This window comes from Sinomonas albida, from assembly GCF_004919045.1.
GTDB classification, from domain to species: Bacteria; Actinomycetota; Actinomycetes; order Actinomycetales; family Micrococcaceae; genus Sinomonas; species Sinomonas albida.
The window spans coordinates 215,155-233,628 of record NZ_SWDW01000005.1 but is presented as its reverse complement, the minus strand read 5'-3'; the positions used below and the strand labels follow the sequence as shown (position 1 = coordinate 233,628).

At 69.5% G+C, this 18,474-nt stretch carries 20 protein-coding genes and 1 pseudogene; 7 read left to right on the top strand and 14 right to left on the bottom strand.

Translation table 11 applies throughout. The annotated features are described in order from the left end of the window. Positions 1-110: 110 nt before the first annotated feature. The gene (locus E6A26_RS07060; protein WP_136610470.1) at positions 111-638 is read left to right on the top strand and encodes a DUF805 domain-containing protein; all 528 of its coding nucleotides are present in this window, start codon (positions 111-113) and stop codon (positions 636-638) included. 143 nt (positions 639-781) lie between these two features. Here the strand turns inward: E6A26_RS07060 and E6A26_RS07055 are convergent, their stop codons facing one another. Both E6A26_RS07055 and E6A26_RS17580 read right to left on the bottom strand, forming a co-directional pair. Next, positions 782-985, bottom strand: coding sequence for a cold-shock protein (locus tag E6A26_RS07055; protein ID WP_136610469.1), 204 nt, complete (start codon positions 983-985; stop codon positions 782-784). A gap of 341 nt (positions 986-1,326) precedes the next feature. Further along, on the bottom strand, positions 1,327-1,521 hold the full coding sequence (locus tag E6A26_RS17580; protein ID WP_168928695.1) for a hypothetical protein: 195 nt from the start codon (positions 1,519-1,521) through the stop codon (positions 1,327-1,329). 31 nt (positions 1,522-1,552) lie between these two features. Here E6A26_RS17580 and E6A26_RS07050 point away from each other — a divergent pair, with 31 nt between their 5' ends. The 3 genes from E6A26_RS07050 (at position 1,553) to E6A26_RS07040 (ending at position 6,148) form a co-directional block, all read left to right on the top strand. Beyond that, complete coding sequence (locus E6A26_RS07050; RefSeq protein ID WP_168928694.1) at positions 1,553-3,184, top strand: diguanylate cyclase domain-containing protein; 1,632 nt, start codon at positions 1,553-1,555, stop codon at positions 3,182-3,184. 117 nt (positions 3,185-3,301) lie between these two features. Next, positions 3,302-4,582, top strand: a complete 1,281-nt coding sequence (locus tag E6A26_RS07045; protein WP_136610467.1) for an EAL domain-containing protein — start codon at positions 3,302-3,304, stop codon at positions 4,580-4,582. Positions 4,583-4,945: 363 nt separating this feature from the next. Then, on the top strand, positions 4,946-6,148 hold the full coding sequence (locus E6A26_RS07040; protein WP_407695370.1) for an IS110 family RNA-guided transposase: 1,203 nt from the start codon (positions 4,946-4,948) through the stop codon (positions 6,146-6,148). Positions 6,149-6,492: 344 nt separating this feature from the next. On the opposite strand, the gene E6A26_RS17575 is transcribed toward E6A26_RS07040, so the two are convergent. The 10 genes and pseudogenes from E6A26_RS17575 to E6A26_RS17880 form a co-directional block, all read right to left on the bottom strand. Then, positions 6,493-6,972 (bottom strand): hypothetical protein, encoded by a 480-nt coding sequence (locus tag E6A26_RS17575; protein ID WP_168928693.1) that lies wholly within the window; start codon positions 6,970-6,972, stop codon positions 6,493-6,495. A gap of 153 nt (positions 6,973-7,125) precedes the next feature. Continuing rightward, a complete protein-coding gene (locus E6A26_RS07030) occupies positions 7,126-8,949 on the bottom strand; it encodes a complex I subunit 5 family protein (RefSeq protein WP_136610464.1) in 1,824 nt (607 codons plus the stop codon). 2 nt (positions 8,950-8,951) lie between these two features. Beyond that, entirely contained in the window at positions 8,952-9,299 is a 348-nt protein-coding gene (locus E6A26_RS07025) for a sodium:proton antiporter (protein WP_136610463.1), read from the bottom strand. After that, positions 9,296-10,072: an MnhB domain-containing protein gene (locus E6A26_RS07020; protein ID WP_136610462.1), complete on the bottom strand. Its 777-nt coding sequence runs from the start codon at positions 10,070-10,072 to the stop codon at positions 9,296-9,298. The genes E6A26_RS07025 and E6A26_RS07020 overlap by 4 nt, the downstream gene beginning before the upstream one ends. Next, positions 10,069-10,374, bottom strand: a complete 306-nt coding sequence (locus E6A26_RS07015; protein ID WP_136610461.1) for a Na(+)/H(+) antiporter subunit B — start codon at positions 10,372-10,374, stop codon at positions 10,069-10,071. The genes E6A26_RS07020 and E6A26_RS07015 overlap by 4 nt, the downstream gene beginning before the upstream one ends. Next, positions 10,371-10,685, bottom strand: a complete 315-nt coding sequence (locus E6A26_RS07010) for a monovalent cation/H(+) antiporter subunit G (RefSeq protein WP_136610460.1) — start codon at positions 10,683-10,685, stop codon at positions 10,371-10,373. Before E6A26_RS07010 ends, E6A26_RS07015 begins: the two co-directional genes overlap by 4 nt. Then, a complete protein-coding gene (locus tag E6A26_RS07005; RefSeq protein WP_136610459.1) occupies positions 10,682-10,978 on the bottom strand; it encodes a monovalent cation/H+ antiporter complex subunit F in 297 nt (98 codons plus the stop codon). Before E6A26_RS07005 ends, E6A26_RS07010 begins: the two co-directional genes overlap by 4 nt. A gap of 6 nt (positions 10,979-10,984) precedes the next feature. Next, the gene (locus E6A26_RS07000; RefSeq protein ID WP_136610458.1) at positions 10,985-11,527 is read right to left on the bottom strand and encodes a hypothetical protein; all 543 of its coding nucleotides are present in this window, start codon (positions 11,525-11,527) and stop codon (positions 10,985-10,987) included. A gap of 47 nt (positions 11,528-11,574) precedes the next feature. Next, on the bottom strand, positions 11,575-11,841 hold the full coding sequence (locus E6A26_RS18030; RefSeq protein WP_327407441.1) for an Orn/Lys/Arg family decarboxylase: 267 nt from the start codon (positions 11,839-11,841) through the stop codon (positions 11,575-11,577). Between the two features lie 300 nt (positions 11,842-12,141). Further along, positions 12,142-13,065 (bottom strand): annotated as a pseudogene (locus E6A26_RS17880) (aminotransferase class I/II-fold pyridoxal phosphate-dependent enzyme); the annotation flags it as partial. A gap of 160 nt (positions 13,066-13,225) precedes the next feature. On the opposite strand from E6A26_RS17880, the gene E6A26_RS06990 reads away from it, so the two are divergent. Continuing rightward, the gene (locus tag E6A26_RS06990) at positions 13,226-14,449 is read left to right on the top strand and encodes a cytochrome P450 (protein WP_136610457.1); all 1,224 of its coding nucleotides are present in this window, start codon (positions 13,226-13,228) and stop codon (positions 14,447-14,449) included. Between the two features lie 172 nt (positions 14,450-14,621). Then, a complete protein-coding gene (locus tag E6A26_RS06985) occupies positions 14,622-14,942 on the top strand; it encodes a hypothetical protein (protein WP_136610456.1) in 321 nt (106 codons plus the stop codon). A 46-nt stretch (positions 14,943-14,988) separates the two neighbouring features. Here the strand turns inward: E6A26_RS06985 and E6A26_RS06980 are convergent, their stop codons facing one another. Further along, complete coding sequence (locus tag E6A26_RS06980; protein WP_136610455.1) at positions 14,989-15,942, bottom strand: DNA topoisomerase IB; 954 nt, start codon at positions 15,940-15,942, stop codon at positions 14,989-14,991. A 285-nt stretch (positions 15,943-16,227) separates the two neighbouring features. Between E6A26_RS06980 and E6A26_RS06975 the strand changes: the two genes are divergently transcribed. Then, complete coding sequence (locus E6A26_RS06975) at positions 16,228-18,018, top strand: thiamine pyrophosphate-requiring protein (RefSeq protein WP_136610454.1); 1,791 nt, start codon at positions 16,228-16,230, stop codon at positions 18,016-18,018. Positions 18,019-18,178: 160 nt separating this feature from the next. On the opposite strand, the gene E6A26_RS06970 is transcribed toward E6A26_RS06975, so the two are convergent. Beyond that, complete coding sequence (locus E6A26_RS06970; RefSeq protein WP_136610453.1) at positions 18,179-18,469, bottom strand: DUF2795 domain-containing protein; 291 nt, start codon at positions 18,467-18,469, stop codon at positions 18,179-18,181. Between the last annotated feature and the right edge of the window lie 5 nt (positions 18,470-18,474).

Sequence of the window (18,474 nt, the reverse complement as noted above, 5' to 3'; positions counted from 1 at the left end):
AGCAGAGATGAACAGTTGCCGCCATCAGGGCGTGTCGAGGCCTGAGGTGTGGTTAGACGGGTAAAACGGCCGTACTATCGGCTCGTCATGCATCCGAGAGAGGGGTAACGATGTCCGCACCGCAGTACCAGTCTCCGCAGTACCCGTCCCAGACACCGGCCGGCTTCCAGGGCGAGCCGCCCCTGTGGGCGCCCTACTACGGCGCCCCGCTCAAGGCCGCCGTCCAGCGAGTCTTCAAGAAGTACGCGACCTTCTCCGGCCGCGCCAGCCGCGCCGAGTACTGGTGGTGGGCGCTTGTCAACGCGATCGTCACCGCCGTCCTGGAGGTCATCGCCATGGTCGGCATGGTCGGCTCCACTGACCCCAACACCGGCTACTCCACCGTGACCCCCGGCCCGCTGTCGATCATCGGGTACATCCTGCTGGCCGTCTGGGGTCTCGGGATCATCGTTCCCAGCCTGGCGCTGACGGTGCGCCGACTCCACGACGTGAACATGAGTGGATGGATGATCCTCCTCGGCCTCGTCCCGTTCGTCGGCGGCCTCATCGTCCTCATCTTCATGCTGCTGGCCCCGAAGCCGGAGGGTCAGCGCTTCGACGTCCCCACCGCGGCGGCAGGGACCGTCTACGGCCGCTGACCGGAAGAGGTCTGCAGTCTGGGAGCCCCGGCACATCGCGCATTCTCGGCGGTGCCGGGGCTCCCCTATGCCCAGGACCAGTTAGCACCGGAAGCCGTTGAGGGGAGGGACCAAGCGGTCCCTCCCCTCAGGAATGGCCCCGGTCAGAGCGGGCGGATCTGCTGGGCCTGCGGGCCCTTCTGACCCTGCCCGACCTCGTATTCGACCTTCTGGCCTTCTTCGAGGCTGCGGAAGCCACGCGAGTCGATCTGCGAGTAGTGGGCGAAGAGGTCATCCGAGCCGTCGTCGGGTGCGATGAACCCGTAGCCCTTCTCGGAGTTGAACCACTTCACGGTGCCTGTTGCCATCGGTGCTGCCCTTCCTGCGGACGGTGCCGTGGCCGCACTTCGCGGCCGGTTCCCACGCCGTCCTTCGTAGTCCAATCCTATGTGTGCCTGGTCATAGTCCTACTCGGGTGGTGGGAGGCGAGTGCCGCACTAGCGGCAACCGAGGTGTCCCCGGGGCTCTGGCGCCGCGCCGACGTTATTCATCCGGCGTTTGACTGGACTTCGCGACGCGATCGTTGTAAAGCACTACGGTCGGTCGAGGGCGTCACTGTGCCTGCCGCTGGGAGATCCTCGCGAGCGAGCCCGTCTGGGCCCCTATCCCTTGTGGTGCGGGCCAGGCCAGCAATCCGATGGCCTGGAGTTCAGGAGAACAGATTGTCCAGCGAGCGATCCTCGTCGGAATCGGGCGCCTCATCGCGACGCCGCGCCGACGCTGCCAATGTCGATGCTTCGCCCCTCGCGCCGATGGCCGCGGGCGCGCCGAGAGCCTCGGGGGCAGGGGCGCAGAATACCGTGGCGCGTCTGGCCAGGGCGATCCCGACCGTGCCCGCAGACACGCCGGCATTCGAGGTAGACGGGATGTTCCGCATGAGCCCCGACCTCCGCGGGGTCGCGGTCCTCGACGGCCCGAATGGGCCTGCCCTGCTGACGCGGACTGCGACCGAGCTGCACTTCTCCGGTCGGCTCGGATACGGCCGGGCCCTGCACGCGCGGAGCAACGCCGGCCAGCTTGTGCCCGAATGGTCCTTGGTCCTCACCGAGGAGACCACCCTCGACGAGGCGGCCGATCTGGTCCTTCGCCGGGCGGAGGCAAACCGATACGACGACGTGCTCCTGCTCGGCGCAGCGGGACCCCACCTGGTCACGGTCTCGCAGCTCTTCGAGCAGCTCTCCGCCTCCTTCCGACATGCGGCCTGGCACGATCAGCTCACGGGTCTGGTGAATCGACGGTGGCTCGCGGACCGGGGCCCGTCGATACTCGCCCGCACAGATCCCGGCCGGACTGCGATCCTGTATATCGATCTGGACAACTTCAAGACCGTCAACGACACCTACGGCCACGAGGCAGGAGACGCGGTCCTGGCCGAGTTCGGCGCGCGGCTGCCCGCGTGCCTCCGAGGAGGCGACACCCCGGTACGGCTGGGAGGAGACGAATTCGCCGCCGTCCTCCTGGGAGCCACCGGCCCGGGAGCCGAGGCCGCCGCAGCACGCGTCCTCGAGGCGGCCTCCCGACCGTTCGAACACGGCGGACACAGCCTTCGGCTCTCCGCGACCGTCGGCGTAGCGATCGCCTCAGAGGTTTCCCTGGACGACGAGCTCAGCCCGCTCGACGCCCTCCTCCGCTACGCCGACGGCGCCATGCTGGCCGGGAAGCGAACCGGCAAGCACCGCGTGCAGACGGTGGCGCCCGGACAGGAGGACCCCTTCGCGAGGAAGGCGAAGGTCCAGCGAGAACTCCTGAGGGCACTCGACGAGGACGCCTTCGACCTTCGGTACGAACCGGTCCTGAGCATTGACGACGGCGGGCAGGCAGCTGTGCTGTCATCCCTGCATTGGGAGATCCCCGGCTTGGGCTCCATCACGTCAGAGGAGCTCATGCCGGTCGCAGAGCGCAGTCTTCAGCTGGGCATGATCGGGCGCTGGGAGCTCGAACGCGTGTGCCGGAAGGCGGCACAGCTGGCCCGCGAGGGAAGGGCACACCCCGTGGTGCTGAGGGCCTCGTCGACATGGCTTGCCGAAGGCACTCCGGCCGCGGAGGTATCAGTGGCGCTCACGGCCCACCGACTTCCCGGCGCAGCACTTCGTCTCATTTTCACCGGGCCGCTACCTCCGCCGAGGATCCACCACATCGCGAATCAGCTCCGCGAGTTGGAAAGCCATGGGGTCCAGACCGCCCTGGACGACTTCGGCGGCTGCCAACCGCGCCTGCTGGACCTTCGCCTGCTCCCGCTCTCCATGCTCTACGTCTCGCCCGCCCTCACGGATGACATCGACACGGACGAGGATGCCGCGGCCCTGGCCGGCTCGCTCGCACTCACCGCGCGAGCTCTCGGGATGGGGGCGGCCGCGACGGAAATCGCCCGCCCGGGACAACTCGACCTGCTCCTTGAACTCGGCTTTCGGGAGGCGTCCGGGCCCTGGGTTTCTACGCTGCTTGGGCCGGACGGAGCAGCCGACCAGGGCGCCCCGATCGCGACACGCGTCCCGGATCCGACGTAGGTCTCGGCGCGTTTGACCCGCAGAGTCTCGCTTCGTTGTACGAACATTGAGGCAGACCACTCGCCACAGCCGACGGCACCCTGTCAACCGACCCGCTTGATTCGCTGAACGGACTTCATGAACTGGACTTCCGGCGAGGAATCCCTGACTGACCTGTCTGGACTCCTCCCCCGCATCGACGAGGCTGCCACCGCTGCCGCGCGCGAGGGTGCCACCGCACCCGCACTGCTCATCGTCGAGCTCCCGCCCTTGGGCCGGCTGGCCCTCGACTCGTCCTACGAGCTGACCGCGGCCGCCGTCGAGCGGCTTGAGCGCGCCGTCGTCCATTCTGGGAGCGTCGCGGTGGTGGGCGAAGGGCTTCTGGCCGTCCTCGCCCCGAGGACGGGCCCTCGGATGGCCGCGGCCTTGGCCCGCAGGATCGAGCACTGCCTCGAGCTTCCTGCGGTCGGCGGAGGCTTGCCGGACGGGCGGGTCAAAGTGAGGATCCATGAGCTCGACCCGCGGACCAGCGCCCACGAGGCGCTCGCTCAGGCCGGCGTCGCCGTCTTGGCAGGCCGCACGCACCGCGAGCTCCCCGTCCGGCAGACGGGAACCGCTGTCCCGGACGCCCGCCCATCCCGCACGGCCCTCGGCGACGACCTCGCCGAGGCCGTGAGGGCCGGCCGCATCGGCGTGGTCTACCAGCCGATCATTGGCCTGCAGTCGGGGAAGATCATCGGGACCGAGGTGCTCGCCCGCTGGCAGCACCCGTCGCTCGGCGCGATCCCACCCTTGGACTTCGTGCCTCTCGCCCACGAAATCGGAGCCGCGGGAGAGCTCGGCCGGCTCGTCCTCGAGACCGCACTGACCCAGCTGGGCCGCTGGCGAAACGCGCGGCAGATCGATCCGGGGTTCATCCTGTCCGTGAACGCGAGCGCCGACCAGCTCCGCTCCCTCGTAGACTCCGGGCACGTCCGGGACCTGCTCGCCTCCACCGGCGCAGATCCGGGCAGCCTGGCCTTGGAGCTCACCGAGGAGTCCTTCGTGACCGGAGCCGAGCAAGACGAGAGGGTCTTCGAGCAGCTCCGGGTGCTCGGGGTGGGCCTGCACATCGACGACTTCGGCACTGGCTACTCCTCGATCGGCTACCTCCGCCGCCTCCCGGCCGCGCTGGTCAAAATCGACCGCACGCTGCTGGGAGACGTCGCGGGAGATCCGCGCGAGCAACGCTTCATCCGCGCGATTTTGGACATGGTCGATGCCTTGGAGCTCGGGGCCGTCTTCGAGGGCGTCGAGACGCCGGGCCAGGCCCGGGAGCTCTCGCGTCTAGGCGCCTCGATGGGTCAGGGCTTCCACTTCAGCCGCCCGCTCGCGGCACCCGCTATGACCGCGCTCCTCGCTGACTGGAGCCGCGAATAGCCCAGCGCAGCCGGACCGTGGCCGCGGCCAGTCGGCGCAGCCCGGGGCTCCGGCCCCGGGCTGCGCCGTGCCTCAGGACCCGGCGCCGATCGCGTCGAACGCCCACCCGGCACCGATGGCCTGATCGATCCTTACGTTATTAGAGCGTGGATCGGGGGCGGCCGTAGGCTTCCGACCACCCCAGGATGTCGGGTATGGCTGTGATCGATCTGCTGCTCCCATGGCTTGAGATGATTGGCCGCCCGGTGTCCGGCAACGACTCGACCGCTAATTGAGATGTGCGATTTCATCGCTGTGTAAGGACACGACGGCGTGGTCGGCTGCGGGGTGGGGGACGCGTTCGAACAAAATGAGGAGGTGCCCGTGCCACGACTGTGGGCAGGGATCGATGCCGGCAAGACCCATCACCACTGCGTGGCGATCGGCGAAGACGGCAAGCGGGTGCTGTCCCGCCGGATCGCCAACGACGAGAGCGAGCTGCTGGCCTTGGTCGCCGACGTCCTCTCTGCTGCCGACGGGGACGAGGTCTTGTGGGCGACGGACCTGAACCAGGGCGGGGCGGCGCTGATGATCAGCGTGCTTGTGGACAACGGCCAGCCAGTCCTCTACATCTCTGGCCGGACGGTCCATCACGCCTCCCGGACCTACAGGGGCGATGGGAAGACCGATGCCAAGGACGCGGGCATCATCGCCGACCAGGCGAGGATACGCCGCGACCTCCAGCCCATCCGCAGCGGAGACGAGATCGCGACCGATCTCCGCCTGCTCTCGGCACACAGGACCGATCTCGTCTGCGACCGCACCAGAGCCTTCAACCGGCTTCGGGCCACCCTGCTGGAGTACTTCCCGGCGCTGGAGGCTGCCTTCGACTACTCCCAGCGCAAGGGCGCTCTGGTTCTGCTCACGAAGTACCAGACTCCCGATGGGATCCGCCGCGCTGGCGCCTCGCGCATCACCGCCTGGCTGCGCAAACAGGGCACCTACAGCCCCGCAGCCATCGCAGAGGCCGCAATCGAAGCAGCGAACCGCCAGCACACCACCGTCAACGGGCAGAAGACCGCGGCGATGCTCGTCGAAAGGCTCGCCGCCGAGATCCTCCGCCTCACTGGCGAGATCGAGGAGACCGAGCGGCTGATCGAGGCCCGATTTCGCGAGCACGAGCACGCCGAGATCCTCCTGAGCATCCCCGGCTTCGGGCCTCTCCTGGCAGCCGAGTTCGTTGCCGTCACCGGTGGGACGATCACCAACTACGAAAGCGCAGGAAGGCTCGCGGGGGTCGCCGGAGTCGCGCCAGTGCCCCGAGACTCCGGACGAATCACAGGGAACCATCATCGGCCGAAACGCTACGACCGCAGGCTCCTGCGCGCCTGCTACCTCTCCGCGCAGACCGCGGCCATGCACTGCCCCGTCTCCAAGTCGTACTACTCTCGCAAGCGCGCAGAGGGGAAGAGCCACAAGCAGGCCATCCTCGCCCTCGCCCGACGCCGCATCAACGTCATCTGGGCCCTGCTGCGAGACGGCACCACCTACGACCAGCGAGGTCTAGCGGCACCGCTACCGGCTTGACAAACGCCATTGAGAATCATCTGCCGACGCGACTCGCACAGCGTGCCGCGGCGGGCATCGGCGCGCTGAGCCTCGAGCCACCGTCCGAGCCGCGCCTCGAGGGCACCTGTAGCGTCATGCTCAGGCATCCGGCCCTCGGCCGCCGCAAACACAGCCACCCGCTCGAGTGTCGTGGCAAAGACTTCGTCGCTACACTGCGACGGCCGGCGAATCCCGGTAATCTGCCACGCCAGCTCCCGCATGAGCCGCTCATCCATGTACTTCCCCCATCGACTTGAAATAAGTGATGGGTCTCACATTAGACCTGTCCAACGATTATCGCTACCCGTCAGTAGCTACGAATCTCAGGCGCGCATGCCCCGGATGATGGCGGCGTTGACGAGGAGGTATGCCCGGTCCCGCTCGGCGTCGGCCAGTCCGCCGAGCAACGGCTCGGCGAGTTCGAGGATCGCCACGAGGGCGTGGACCCCGCGGCCCACGATCCCGTCCGGGGCCTCGCCGCGAAGGAGAACGCCACAGCCCGCCGCATCAGGGTCCACGGCCTGCGGCAGGCTCGGCACCCCGGGAACACGATCCGGCCGCTCGATGAGGGCCCACATCCCATCGACGGGCGTCGAGGGCCCCATCCGATTGCGGGGCCCCCGCCACACCGAGATGGCCGTTCCGCGCGAGACTGCGACCGCATCGATCGCGATCCCCCACCCGGCTTGGGCAGTGAGCGGCCGCGCGTAGACATCGTCGAAGAAGTACAGCTCCTGGCTGGCCCAACGGATCTCCGAGTAGGTCCTGTCGCCGGGAGGAAGTGCGGCTGCCGGTTCTGCCACGTGGTCTCCTCAAACGAGGCGGTGCTGAATTCATGCTACGAGCCCGACGCTCGCAGCGTCACGACGCAGCGCGAACCGGCGGCCGTGGCGGGTCGGCTCCCGAGCCCGAGGCGCCGTGCACGCGGTGCCAGCCGGCCGCCGTCGTCCGTCGTGCTAGACCACGAGCGCAACGCCTGAAAGAGCCACGCCGAGCACCATCCACACGACGTAGTCGCCGACCTTCCCGGAGTGGAGGCGCCGCAGGACACGCGTCGAGGGGTCGAGCGTCGCGAAGCCGCGCCGAACTGCGGTCGGCAGGCGATGCCGCAGCAGGCCGGCGGCTGCGAAGCCCACGGCGAGCGCGGACGAAAGCAGGCCCAGCCCCGCGCTGGGGGCATCCCAGAACGCCTGCGTGGGCCCCGACGCCGCATAGCCGCCCGCGCCGTTCAGCGCCGCATTCACGTAGCCGGCGGTATCCATGAATCGTTCGGCGGCCCGGACGCCCGCGGAGGCCAGGGCGGGAATCAGGCCGGCCGCGAGTCCGCACGCAAGGAGCCCTACGATGGGCGCCGACATGGAGAGAGGCACCTTCTGCCGGCCAATGGTCACCTCGATCATCTCCTCGTCGCCGCTCATGCCCTCCGCCTCGACCCCCTCGGGTGGCGAGCCGACGTCGAGGAAGATCCGCGCGCCCACGCGCAGCACGGCGCCGGCTGTCACGGCTGAGACGGCGACGAAGAGCACGATCGCCCACGGCGCGCCGTCGACGGCGAGCGCATGCTCGGCGACGGCCTTCCCGAGGCCGAGCCCGAACGGCGGCGCCCCGGCGAGCGCGAGCCCGGCCAGCAGGTAGCCCACCCCGAGGGCCGGGGCGTCGCGGCCGCGGCCGTGGAGGCTGAACTCGTCGACGCTCCCGTACCGATCGAGGATCACCCCGCTCAGGAGGAACAGTGCGCCCTTCACCGCGGCGTGGCCCACGATGTAGAGGACGACGCCGCCCATGGCCTCGCGGGAGGCGGATCCGAGGACGACGACGAAGAGCCCCATATGCGCGATCGTCGAGTAGGCGAGGAGCCGCTTGAGGTGCCGCTGCAGGAAGCACATCACGGTGCCGACGACGGCGGTGATCACCCCGAGCGCCACGAACACCGTCAGCGCCGGGCCCGCCACCCCGGAAGCACTGAACACCGCCCAGTAGACCCGCGCAACGCCGTAGAACCCGAGCTCGACCATGACGCCGGAGAACAGCACGCAGACCGGCGAGGGCGCCACGGCGTGCGCGTCGTCGAGCCAGAAGTGGAACGGCACCACGGCGCCCTTCACGAGGAATCCTGTGCACAGGAGGATGAACGCCACGGGCACCAGGAAGCTCCGGTCGCCGGCGAGCTCGAGTGAGAGGGCCGCGAGATTCAGGCTGCCTGTGTGGGCGTACAGCATGGCCACGCCCATGAGCGAGAAGTAGGCGGCAAGAGAGTTCACGATCCCGAAGTTGATCGCGCCGTGGACGGCCGAGGGATCCTCGCTCTTGAGGCCGGTCAGAGCGTAGGCCGCGACGCCCATGAGCTCGAAGAAGACGAACATCGTGAAGACGTCCCCCGCGAACGCGAATCCCGTCATCCCGGCGAGGAAGAGCACCATGAGGCCCTGATAGTGCGTGCTGTCCGACTCGAAATACCGCCACGAGAACACGAGCGCTGCGACCATGAGCACGGCGGCGAGGAGGGCGATCCCGATGCTCAGCTGGTCGCCGACCAACGCGATGCCGACCGTCCGGCCGTCGCGGGCGGCCCAGCCGCCCATCCAGTAGACGAGCCTCGTCTGCGACGCGGGCACGAGCATCGCGGCCTCGATGCCCGCCGCCGCGATCGCCGCGCCGCCCGAGAGCAGGCTGCCGAAGCGCCGCGGAAGCACGCGGCCCAGCGACATGACCACGCACGCGACGAGGATGAGGCCGATGACCACCGCGGGCATGAGCGGAGCTGCTGCGTCTGACGTCATGATCAGCCCTCGAGCGGACCGAGGTCGTCGGGGTTGATGGCCCGGCGCCGCTTGGCCATCTGGATGACGAGGGCTAGCAGCATCGAGGTCACGGCAGCAGAGACGACGATGTCGGTGAGCGTGAGCGCCTGGACCACCGGATCGACCACAGGCGTCTTCTGGTCCACCCCGGACCCGAAGATCGGCGCAACCCCTCCGTATTGGAAGCCGACCGCAATGAGGAGCACATAAGTGCTCGACTGCGCCACCGAGAGGCACACGACGGCGTGCACGAGGTTCTTGCTCGTGGCGATGCCGAGAATGCCGATGAGCATGATGGCCGCGGCCACGAAGTACGCGTAGACGGTCATGCTGCCCCCTCGCGCACGCCGTCCGACGGACCCGCGCCGCCCTGATCGGCCCGGATCGCGAGCGTCTGGTCGAGGAAGCTGGCCAGGAGCACCACGATGCTGCTCCCGACCGTGAGGCCCACTGCCATGTTGAAGAGCGGCACCGTTCCGGCCGAGACGAAATCGCTCAGCGTCCCCTGCGGGACAACGTTCGCGAAGAGCGCCGCGCCGAACGCGGCGGCCGCGAGCCCGAGCGCCCCGAACAGCACGACGCCGAGCGCCTCCCCCTGCTCGAACCACGCGAGCGGCCGCAGCCGCTGCAGGAGCCGATAGCGGCCGCCCACGTACAGCAGGTGGATCCCCGTCGAGAGCACCACGCCTCCCTGGAACCCGCCGCCCGGCGTGATGGCGCCGTGGGCCACGACATCGGCGCCGAGGACGAGCGTCACCGGGAACAGCACGTACACGAGGAGGCTCGTCGACTCCAGGACCCGACCGCCGCTGGCGACCTCCCGCCGTCGTTCGCGGTGAACCGGCCGCAGCAGCGCGGCGACGCCCACCACGGCACAGAACAGGATGGTCTCCTCGCCGAACGTGTCGAAGCCGCGCTGGTCGAAGTTGATGCTCGAGACGGCGTTGGCCGTGGCGTGCTGGAAGGTCGCGACGACCGCCAGGTCGCGGTACGGATGGGCGTCCCCGCCGAAGCGTGGAAGCTGGGGCAGCGCGACGACCAGCAGCGTGCCGAGCACCGCAAGCCCCACGCCGAGGAGGATGAGCCGGAGACGCCGGGTCATGGGTCGCCGTCCGAGGCCTTGGCCTCCGAGCGGGCGCGGGCCCGCTCCGAGCCGATGCTGCCGACCTTGCGGATCGAGAGCACGACGATGAGAGGGACGACGGCGGTGCCGATGGCCACCTGGCTCAGGGCGACGTCCGGGGCCCCCAGCGCGACGAAGAGGACAGTCAGCAGGATGCCGTAGACCGAGAGGACCACGGCCTGCTTCGCCGGATTCCGGGTGAAGACGACCGCGCCTGCCCCCACGAGGACGAGGGTCAGCGCGGCAGCGACCACGAGGTTGGTGAGGACGGTTTCGTTCATTCGGGCGACCTCCCGACGTCGACGCCGTTCTCCTCGGCGAGTGTGCGGCCGATCGCCGTGGTGACCGGTGAACCGCTCGCGGCCACGACAATCGCGATGAGGACCACCGTCGCGCTGCCGAGCGAGATGCCGAAGTGCACCACGGCGGCGATGCAGAAGAGCGGCACCGCGAGGGTGGTGACCGGAGCCAGGAAGTGGAGCTTCGCGAGCGGGGCGCGCGCCCAGAGGGCGCCGACCCCGGCGTAGGCGACGATGAGGGTGGCGGCTCCCGCGAGCACGGCCTCGACGGTGATCTGCGCTGCGGTGGTCATTGCTCGGCCGCCCCGGTCCGGCCCGCTGGGGGCGTGATGCTCTCGGGCCTCAGCAGCCGCGTGTAGACCAGCGTCCCGGTCGAGGCGAGCACCGCGAGGACTAGGGGGACGACGAGATACGAGGACTGGTTCGCGATCGCGGACAACGCGATGAGGATCATGACGCTGGTCCCGCTGATCAGCTGCAGCCCGATGAGCCGGCGCAGCCCGCTGCCGCGGCAGCTCAGCACCACCCCGGGCACCGCTCCGCCGGCCAGGAGGGCGACGACGACGATCGACCACAGCGACTCCATGCACCCTCATTCCCCCGTCTGGGGAACGCGAAGCACTTCCTGGCCGAGCCCCGGCCAGCCGTCGGCGAGCGAGTGCACGAGGACCCTGCCTGTGGCGGGATTGGAATCGACGACGACGGAGCCCGGCGTCGCCGAGAGCGCCACCACTCCCCCGGCGCGCCATCCCACGCCCGCGGGCCCCTGGTCCGCGGGAAAATGCCCCTCGCGGACCTCCGCGGGCTGCTCGCCGGGTAGCCAGCGGGCCAGCCGCAGGGCGTCGGCGACGGCGGCGACGGGAACCGTCGCAGCCCAGCGGAGCCACACGCGGCGCGCGGCGAGCTTGAACGGCATGGCCCGCCGGGCCATCCGCGCCAGCACCGCGCCGACGAGGGAGACGAGTGCAGCGACGGCTGCCTCGACGGCCGTGATCGTCGAGGCGGTGGCGAGCCAGAAGACCGTGCCCGCCGCCCACCACAGGGCGATCTCAGCGAGCGCGGTGGCGAATCTGCGTTCGCGCCGACGGCCGCCGGCCTGGAGCTGCCCGCCGCGAGAGCTCGTGGGTTCGCGCATGGACGGCAACTACCCGCATCCGCGGGTTCCCAAGCAGGCAGCCGCCTTCAGGACCGCTGGTCGGCCCACGGTCCTCGGGTCGGCCCGACGACCCGGATCTTGCCGAGCGTCCTGTCGGTTGCGTCCGGCACGACCATGCCCGCAGCCACGCCGCTGCGCAGATACTCGACCACGGGTTCGTTGAGCGTCTCGCCGGGCACCACGACGGGGATGCCGGGCGGGTAGGGGGTGAGTTGTTCGGCGGCGATGCGGCCCACGGCTTCGCGGGCGTCGACGAGCTCGACGTCGGCGAAGAACGCCTCTCGCGGGGGCATGACTGGCTCGAGCTCGAGGTCCTCGGGCTCCGGGAACGAAATGGGCTTCGGCCCGGGCAGCTCCCCCGCCGAGCGCCCCAGACGGGCCAGCGAATCGAGGAGGCGCTGCGCCGTCGTGGCGTCATCGGCGAGCGAGAGCGAAGCCAAGATGTGGCTGTGGTCGAAGAGGCCCAGATCGAGCCGCTCGTGCTCGCGCAGCCAATCACCGCCGTCGTACCCGGAGATGCCCAGCTCGGAGACGTCGGCGAGGATCTGGAGGCGATCGAGATCGTGCGATGCCTCGGCCGCGACGAGTTCCTCCCCAAGGACGCGGAAGCCGGGGAGGGCGTCGATCTCGCGGCGGACGTGCGTGGACAGGTCAAGCGCCCGCTCCAGCACCGCGTGGCCTTCCTGGACCATGTTCCGGCGCCAGCCGTCGATCGCCGCGAGCACCAGAACGTTCGGGCTCGTGGTCCCGAGCAGGTCAGCGCACTTGGCCAGGCGGGTTCGATCAACCAGATCACCCTGAACGTGGAAGACCGACCCCTGCTCGAAGCCAGCGCCCATCTTGTGCACGCTCACCACACAGACGTCGGCGCCGCAGGACATGGCCCACTCCGGAAGATCCTCGTGGAACGGAAGGTGCGCACCCCAGGCCTCATCAACGATGAGCGGCTTGCCGAGCCGGTGGCATACCTCGGCGATTCCGGCGATGTCCGCACACGTCCCGTACGGCGTCGGACTGACGATGAGGCACCCTGCTGCGCGCGGAAAGCGTGCGAAGGCCTCCTCGACGGCGCGTGGCGACGGCGGGTGCGCGATGTGCCGCTCAGGATCCTACCTGGGCTGGACCCATCGCGGCATGAGGCCCGCGAAGACGATCCCGGCCACCACGGATTTGTGCGCATCGCGCGCTACGAGCAGCTGCCCCTTGCCCCCGGCGACTGCGAGCATGGCCGCCTTCACCGAGAGGGAACTGCCGCCGGTCGAGAAGAAGGCTTGATCGGCCGAAACGGCCTCAGCCATGAGCTCCTGCGCCCGCTGGAGCAGCCCTCTGCTCGACTTTCGATCATCGAGGCCGCCGTTGAGCAGAACGTCGGACCTGAAGGCATCGCGGCCGATCGTCGCGAGCGTCCGTTCGTCTGCTCCCCGGCCGGACCTGTGGCCCGGCGGCGTGAAGCCATAGTGGCCTGAGCTCTTGTAGCCTTCGAGCGCATCGAGCAGGGGCGCTTCGTTCTGGTCCATCTGTCCCTCCCGTTGGGCTGGTCGCCTCCGGCGGGTCGCTCCTCGGAGGCTCCGGGCACGCATTCGAGGGTTTCCCGGAGCTCGCTCCGGGTAAACACAGCTCGCCCCCGCAGGCTCCACGTCCGCCGACTGCCAGCACCCGTCCGGAAGGAACGCCTCGATGATTCCCCGACTCGGCAACAGCACGCTCGCCCTGTGGAAAGAGGGATACACCTTCGTCTCAGCTCGCTGCGACGAGCTCGGAGCTGACGTCTTCCGCACGCGGCTGCTCCTCCGCCCGGTCTACTGCATGCGCGGGGCCGAGGCCGTTTCAGTGTTCTATGACGAAGAGCGCTTCGGGCGGGCGGGCAGCGTGCCGCACTCGGCACAGCATCTGCTCCAGGACGAAGGAAGCGTGCAGTCCCTCACCGGCGCGGCGCACCACGGCAGGAAGGCGCTTTTCCTCACCCAGCTCACCGATGCCTCGGTGAAACGACTGGCCGAGATCTTCGCCGAAGAGTGGCGTGCGGCGCTTCCGGGGTGGGCCCGCCAGCGGAGAATCGTCCTCGACGACGAGGTGCGCCTCGTGCTCACCAAGGCCGCGTGCCGCTGGGCAGGGCTCCCCCTCGACGAGGCCACCGCCGGGCGGCGGAGCGCCGAGTTCGGCCTCATGGTCGACGAATCGGCGTCGTTCGGCCCCAGCAACTGGTACGCCCGACGGCGGCGGCAGGAAACCGAGAGATGGGCAGCTCAGGCGCTCCGCGAGCTGCGTTCCGCTGGCGGAGCGCCTGATCGCAGCGTCGCGGCCGCCGTCGCGCTCCACCGGGACGAGGACGGGGAGCTGCTTCCGGATGCCGTCGCCGCCGTCGAACTGCTCAACTTTCTCCGCCCCATCGTCGCCGTGGGCCGATTCATCACCTTCGCCGCCGTCGCGCTCGCCCAGCACCCCGAGTGGCGAGCCCAGGTCGCCGAGGGCAGCGAGGACGACCGGCTCGCCTTCGCCCAGGAGGTGCGACGGTACTTCCCGTTCTTCCCCTTCGTCGGCGGGACCGTCAGGAAGCCGTTCGACTGGGAGGGACACCGCTTCGAAGAAGGCGAGTGGGCGCTCCTCGACCTGTATGGGACCAACCACGATCCCCGTCTCTGGGAGAATCCCGAAAGCTTCGACCCCGAGCGCTTCCGCGGCTGGACGCCAGACGCACAGAGCCTCGTCCCCCAAGGCGGCGGAGATGTGCACCGGGGCCACCGATGCCCGGGCGAATCGACAACGCTCGAGCTCCTGAAGGCCGCCGCCCACCTGCTCGCGGAGCCGTCCGGGTTCAGTCTCCCGGCTCAGGACCTCACGGTCGATCTCGCCCACATTCCGGCCGTGCCGAGGAGCCGAGTCATCCTGACCACCAGGTAGCCGCGACCGTCCGCGAGCGTCTGCCGCTCGCACCGTCGGGTATCGCTTGTGCGGAACACGTCACGAAGGGAGTCCCACGCGCTCGGCGTGGGGTTTGACGGACTTGAGGTCGGGTAGGGAACCCGGACCGAGGCCGCAACTCCTGCCGGCCAGTACAGAGAGGAGACGAGCGATGCGTCACGACAAGTCCGAGGACGCCGAAAATGCTCCTGGAACCCCGATCTCCCGCCCGCCCGACGACCACCACGACCATGATCCCGATGAGACGACTCGGACCTCCCGGGGCCTCGGCGCCGTCTTCGGCGATGCCGACCGGACGCCGAAGCCGACACCGGTCAAGGAGCCCGGCCCGGTTGACCAGGCCGCGATGGAGGCGGTTGCGGAGGAATACGAGATGGTCCACACCGAGGAGGGCGAGCACTACCTGACTCCTCGCGACGGCGGCTCGGAACAGCCGACCAACGACGACTACCCCGACCATCCGCTCGGCTAACTGACTTCCCGCCGCGCCCGGCGCCCGAGACGCGGCCACCCTTGGCTCACCCGCCGCCGCCGGACTCTGCGAGCAACCTCGCGACCGCACTGTCCGTGGCGGCCGTCCTGCCTCCCTCGTACGCGTCTCGGAGGCGGGGGTCCACGTAGGACGACCGTGCGACCGCCTCGGTGTTGTGCAGCCACTCGGCGGCTTGGGCCACGGCCCGCTTCCACGCCGTGTCGGTGTCGAGGCCCTTCCCGTAGCTCGAGTCGAGCGACGCGGCCGCGACCATCGTTCCGCCCCACGTCCGCAGATCCTTGACGCTCGCGCTCAGGCCGGCGATCTCGCGGAAGTAGCCGTTGACCGCCGCGGGGCCGAGCGGCTGGAAGCCCGCGCCGTCGTCGTACCCCAGCGCCGGCTGCCGCGCGCCGCGCTTCGGGAGGGCCTCGAAATAGTGGGCCAAGTCTGCATCCCTGAGCCGAAACTCCCATGCCGCCCCCGACTTTCCGGGGAACTCGAAGGCAGCCTCGCTCCCCTCAAGCCGAATGTGCCGGCGCTGCAGCGTCGTGACGCCGAAGGTCCCATTCGTCTGGGCATAGCGGCGGCCGCCGACCCGCACCCCTGCGCGGTCCACGAGCCTCACCGCGGCGGCAAGGGCCTGGGCCCTTGGCCCACGCCCTCCACGCAGGTCCCGGGTCACCGCGCGCCGGATCGCGGGCAGGCGAGCAGCGAGCGCCAAGGCCCTCGCGAACTTCCGCGCATCGCGCCGCTCGCGCCAACGGGGGTGGTAGAGGTACTGCGTGCGGCCGGCGTCGTCGACTCCGGTGGCCTGGACCTTCGCGAGCGGTGACGAGGCGATCCTGACGTCGCGCCAGGCTGGCGGGATGGCCAGCGCACGGATGCGCTCGAGATGCTCGGCCGAACGCAACGTGCGGCCGTCCTCATCGGAGTAGGTGAACCCCCGCCCGGCCCGGCGGCGAGTCCACGCGTGGCGAAGGCTGCGGGGCGTGTGCGGCACAGCGCGCGTATTACCCGGGGCACGCCCCGGCAATCAGTTTGGCGCCCGCGGGCAGAAGCCTTTTGGAGAGGCGAATACGGGGAAACCCCTTAACGGATTGCCCTACGGGGAGCCCTTTCGGAAGGAGTGACCCAGTGAAGCTCATGACCTCGCGCGGCGCTGCAGGCCTCATCGCAAGCCCGCACCCCGAGGCCGCCGGGGCCCGAAGCGGCGCCCGCACCCCTGAACGCGAGGGAAGCACCTGACCTGCTGAAGTCCGCCAACCAGCAAAGGAGAAGAGCTGACATGGCTGCACAGAACGTCGCGGAGTTCCTGCTCGAACGGCTCAAGGCCTGGGAAGTCGACACCGTCTTCGGCTACCCGGGCGACGGCATCAACGGGATCGTGACCGCGCTCGGACGAGGCGATGGACCTAGGTTCGTCCAGTCCCGGCACGAGGAGATGAGCGCGTTCGAGGCCGTGGGCTACGCCAAGTTCACTGGCCGCGTGGGCGTGTGCCTAGCGACCTCGGGCCCGGGCGCCGTCCACCTGCTCAACGGGCTCTACGACGCAAAGCTCGACCACGTGCCGGTCGTCGCGATCGTGGGCCAGGCGGCGCGCACCTCGCTGGGCGGTTCGTTCCAGCAGGAGGTCGACTTGCCGTCGCTGTTCAAGGACGTCGCGTCCGACTACGTCCAGCAGGTCACGGTGCCCGAGCAGCTGCCGAACGTGCTCGACCGCGCGATCCGCATCGCGCAGGCGCGGCGCGCGCCGACCGCCGTCATCATCCCCGCGGACGTCCAGGAGCTCGAGTACTCCGCGCCGACGCACGAGATGAAGATGGTCCCCTCGAGCGTCGGCATCGAATGGCCCGCGGTCCACCCTGGCATGGACGCGATCCGCAAGGCGGCCGAGGTGCTCAACCACGGCAAGAAGGTCGCGATGCTCATCGGGCACGGCGCCCGCCACGCGGCCGCCGAGGTCGAGCAGGTGGCCGACCTCCTCGGCGCTGGCGTCGCGAAGGCGCTCCTCGGAAAGGACTCGCTGCCCGACACCCTCCCGTTCGTCACCGGCTCGATCGGCCTGCTCGGAACGCGGCCCAGCTACGAGATGATGCGGGACTGCGACACGCTCCTGACCGTCGGCTCGAGCTTCCCCTACGCCCAGTTCATGCCAGAGCCGGATCAGGCCCGTGGCGTGCAGATCGACCTCGACCCGACGATGATCGGCCTCCGCTATCCGTACGAGGTCAACGTCGTGGCCGACGCGGGCGAGGCTCTGCGGGCGCTCATCCCGCTGCTCGTGCGCAAGGAGGACCGCGGCTGGCGCGAGGATATCGAACACAAGGTGTCCGAGTGGTGGGCCACCATGCGGGACGAGGCCCTCGTGGAGGCCGATCCGGTCAATCCGCTGCGCGTGTTCTCAGAGTGTTCGGATCGTCTGCCCGCGAGCGCCATCATCACGGCAGACTCCGGAAGCTCCGCCAACTGGTACGCCCGCCAGCTCCGGTTCCCGGCCGGAGTGCGCGGGAGCCTGTCCGGCAACCTCGCGACGATGGGCCCGGCCGTGCCGTACGCCATCGGCGCGAAGTTCGGCAACCCTGGGCGCCCAGTCATCGCGTTCGAGGGCGACGGCGCGATGCAGATGAACGGCCTCGCGGAGCTCATCACGATCTCCCGCTACTGGCAGGAATGGGACGATCCGCGCCTCGTGGTCGTGATCCTCCACAACAACGACCTCAATCAGGTCACGTGGGAACTGCGCGCGTTCAGCGGCTCGCCGACTGTGCCGATGACCCAGGAGCTGCCGGACGTCGACTACGCGTCGTTCGCCGCGGGACTGGGCCTCGGCGCGATCTCTGTCGACAATCCAGAGGCGCTCGGCGCAGCGTGGGACGAGGCGCTCACGGCCACACGGCCCGTGGTCCTCGACGTCCGCACCGACCCGAACGTCCCGCCGATCCCGCCGCACGCGACGTTCGAACAGGCCTTCAACACGGCCAAGAGCGCAGCACGCGGTGACGAGAACGCATGGCAGTTCATCAAGGAAGGCGTCAAGACGAAGGCGCAGGAGCTCCTCCCGGGGCATCGGCACTGATGGCCGGTCACGGCGGCCGCGGGGCAACGGCCCATGATGCTCCCAGCCCGCCGCGACAGCGACCGGTGGCCGCGTCCCGTGGAGCTGGGGGAACCCACGGCACGCGGCCACCTGAGCACCACTTTAAGGTCAGTGGCGGTCCATCCGGCGCATTGCCGAACTATCCGGCGTCGAAGCGCTCACCGCTGCGCTCATCGTCGTCGTCCGTTTCCTTCTCGGGGGCCGCGCCGCGCCCGGAGGTGTCCTCCGGATGCTGCCCGGCGTGGACGATCGCCTCGCTGACGTCGGTGGGCGCGTCGTAGCTGCGGTTCGGGATGGCCTCGACGGCCCGGGCGACGTTCTCCGCGACGGCCTGGTCTCGGGCCGCGGCGACGAGGTCCGGCTTGCCCACGGGGTAGTCCAGCCCCCTCAGGAACTCCTGGACCTGGATGGGATTCAGTGAGTCGGTCATGGTCT

What these genes read in the sequence shown, in the direction of transcription:
- E6A26_RS06985 (WP_136610456.1), top strand. Translation starts at nt 14,622, where the DNA reads ATGCGTCACGACAAGTCCGAGGACGCCGAAAATGCTCCTGGAACCCCG.
- E6A26_RS07015 (WP_136610461.1), bottom strand. Translation starts at nt 10,374, where the DNA reads ATGAACGAAACCGTCCTCACCAACCTCGTGGTCGCTGCCGCGCTGACC.
- E6A26_RS07000 (WP_136610458.1), bottom strand. Translation starts at nt 11,527, where the DNA reads ATGCGCGAACCCACGAGCTCTCGCGGCGGGCAGCTCCAGGCCGGCGGC.
- E6A26_RS07020 (WP_136610462.1), bottom strand. Translation starts at nt 10,072, where the DNA reads ATGACCCGGCGTCTCCGGCTCATCCTCCTCGGCGTGGGGCTTGCGGTG.
- E6A26_RS07005 (WP_136610459.1), bottom strand. Translation starts at nt 10,978, where the DNA reads ATGGAGTCGCTGTGGTCGATCGTCGTCGTCGCCCTCCTGGCCGGCGGA.
- E6A26_RS07030 (WP_136610464.1), bottom strand. Translation starts at nt 8,949, where the DNA reads ATGACGTCAGACGCAGCAGCTCCGCTCATGCCCGCGGTGGTCATCGGC.
- E6A26_RS07060 (WP_136610470.1), top strand. Translation starts at nt 111, where the DNA reads ATGTCCGCACCGCAGTACCAGTCTCCGCAGTACCCGTCCCAGACACCG.
- E6A26_RS07045 (WP_136610467.1), top strand. Translation starts at nt 3,302, where the DNA reads ATGAACTGGACTTCCGGCGAGGAATCCCTGACTGACCTGTCTGGACTC.
- E6A26_RS06990 (WP_136610457.1), top strand. Translation starts at nt 13,226, where the DNA reads ATGATTCCCCGACTCGGCAACAGCACGCTCGCCCTGTGGAAAGAGGGA.
- E6A26_RS06975 (WP_136610454.1), top strand. Translation starts at nt 16,228, where the DNA reads ATGGCTGCACAGAACGTCGCGGAGTTCCTGCTCGAACGGCTCAAGGCC.
- E6A26_RS18030 (WP_327407441.1), bottom strand. Translation starts at nt 11,841, where the DNA reads ATGCCCCCGCGAGAGGCGTTCTTCGCCGACGTCGAGCTCGTCGACGCC.
- E6A26_RS07055 (WP_136610469.1), bottom strand. Translation starts at nt 985, where the DNA reads ATGGCAACAGGCACCGTGAAGTGGTTCAACTCCGAGAAGGGCTACGGG.
- E6A26_RS07010 (WP_136610460.1), bottom strand. Translation starts at nt 10,685, where the DNA reads ATGACCACCGCAGCGCAGATCACCGTCGAGGCCGTGCTCGCGGGAGCC.
- E6A26_RS07025 (WP_136610463.1), bottom strand. Translation starts at nt 9,299, where the DNA reads ATGACCGTCTACGCGTACTTCGTGGCCGCGGCCATCATGCTCATCGGC.
- E6A26_RS06970 (WP_136610453.1), bottom strand. Translation starts at nt 18,469, where the DNA reads ATGACCGACTCACTGAATCCCATCCAGGTCCAGGAGTTCCTGAGGGGG.
- E6A26_RS07050 (WP_168928694.1), top strand. Translation starts at nt 1,553, where the DNA reads ATGAGCCCCGACCTCCGCGGGGTCGCGGTCCTCGACGGCCCGAATGGG.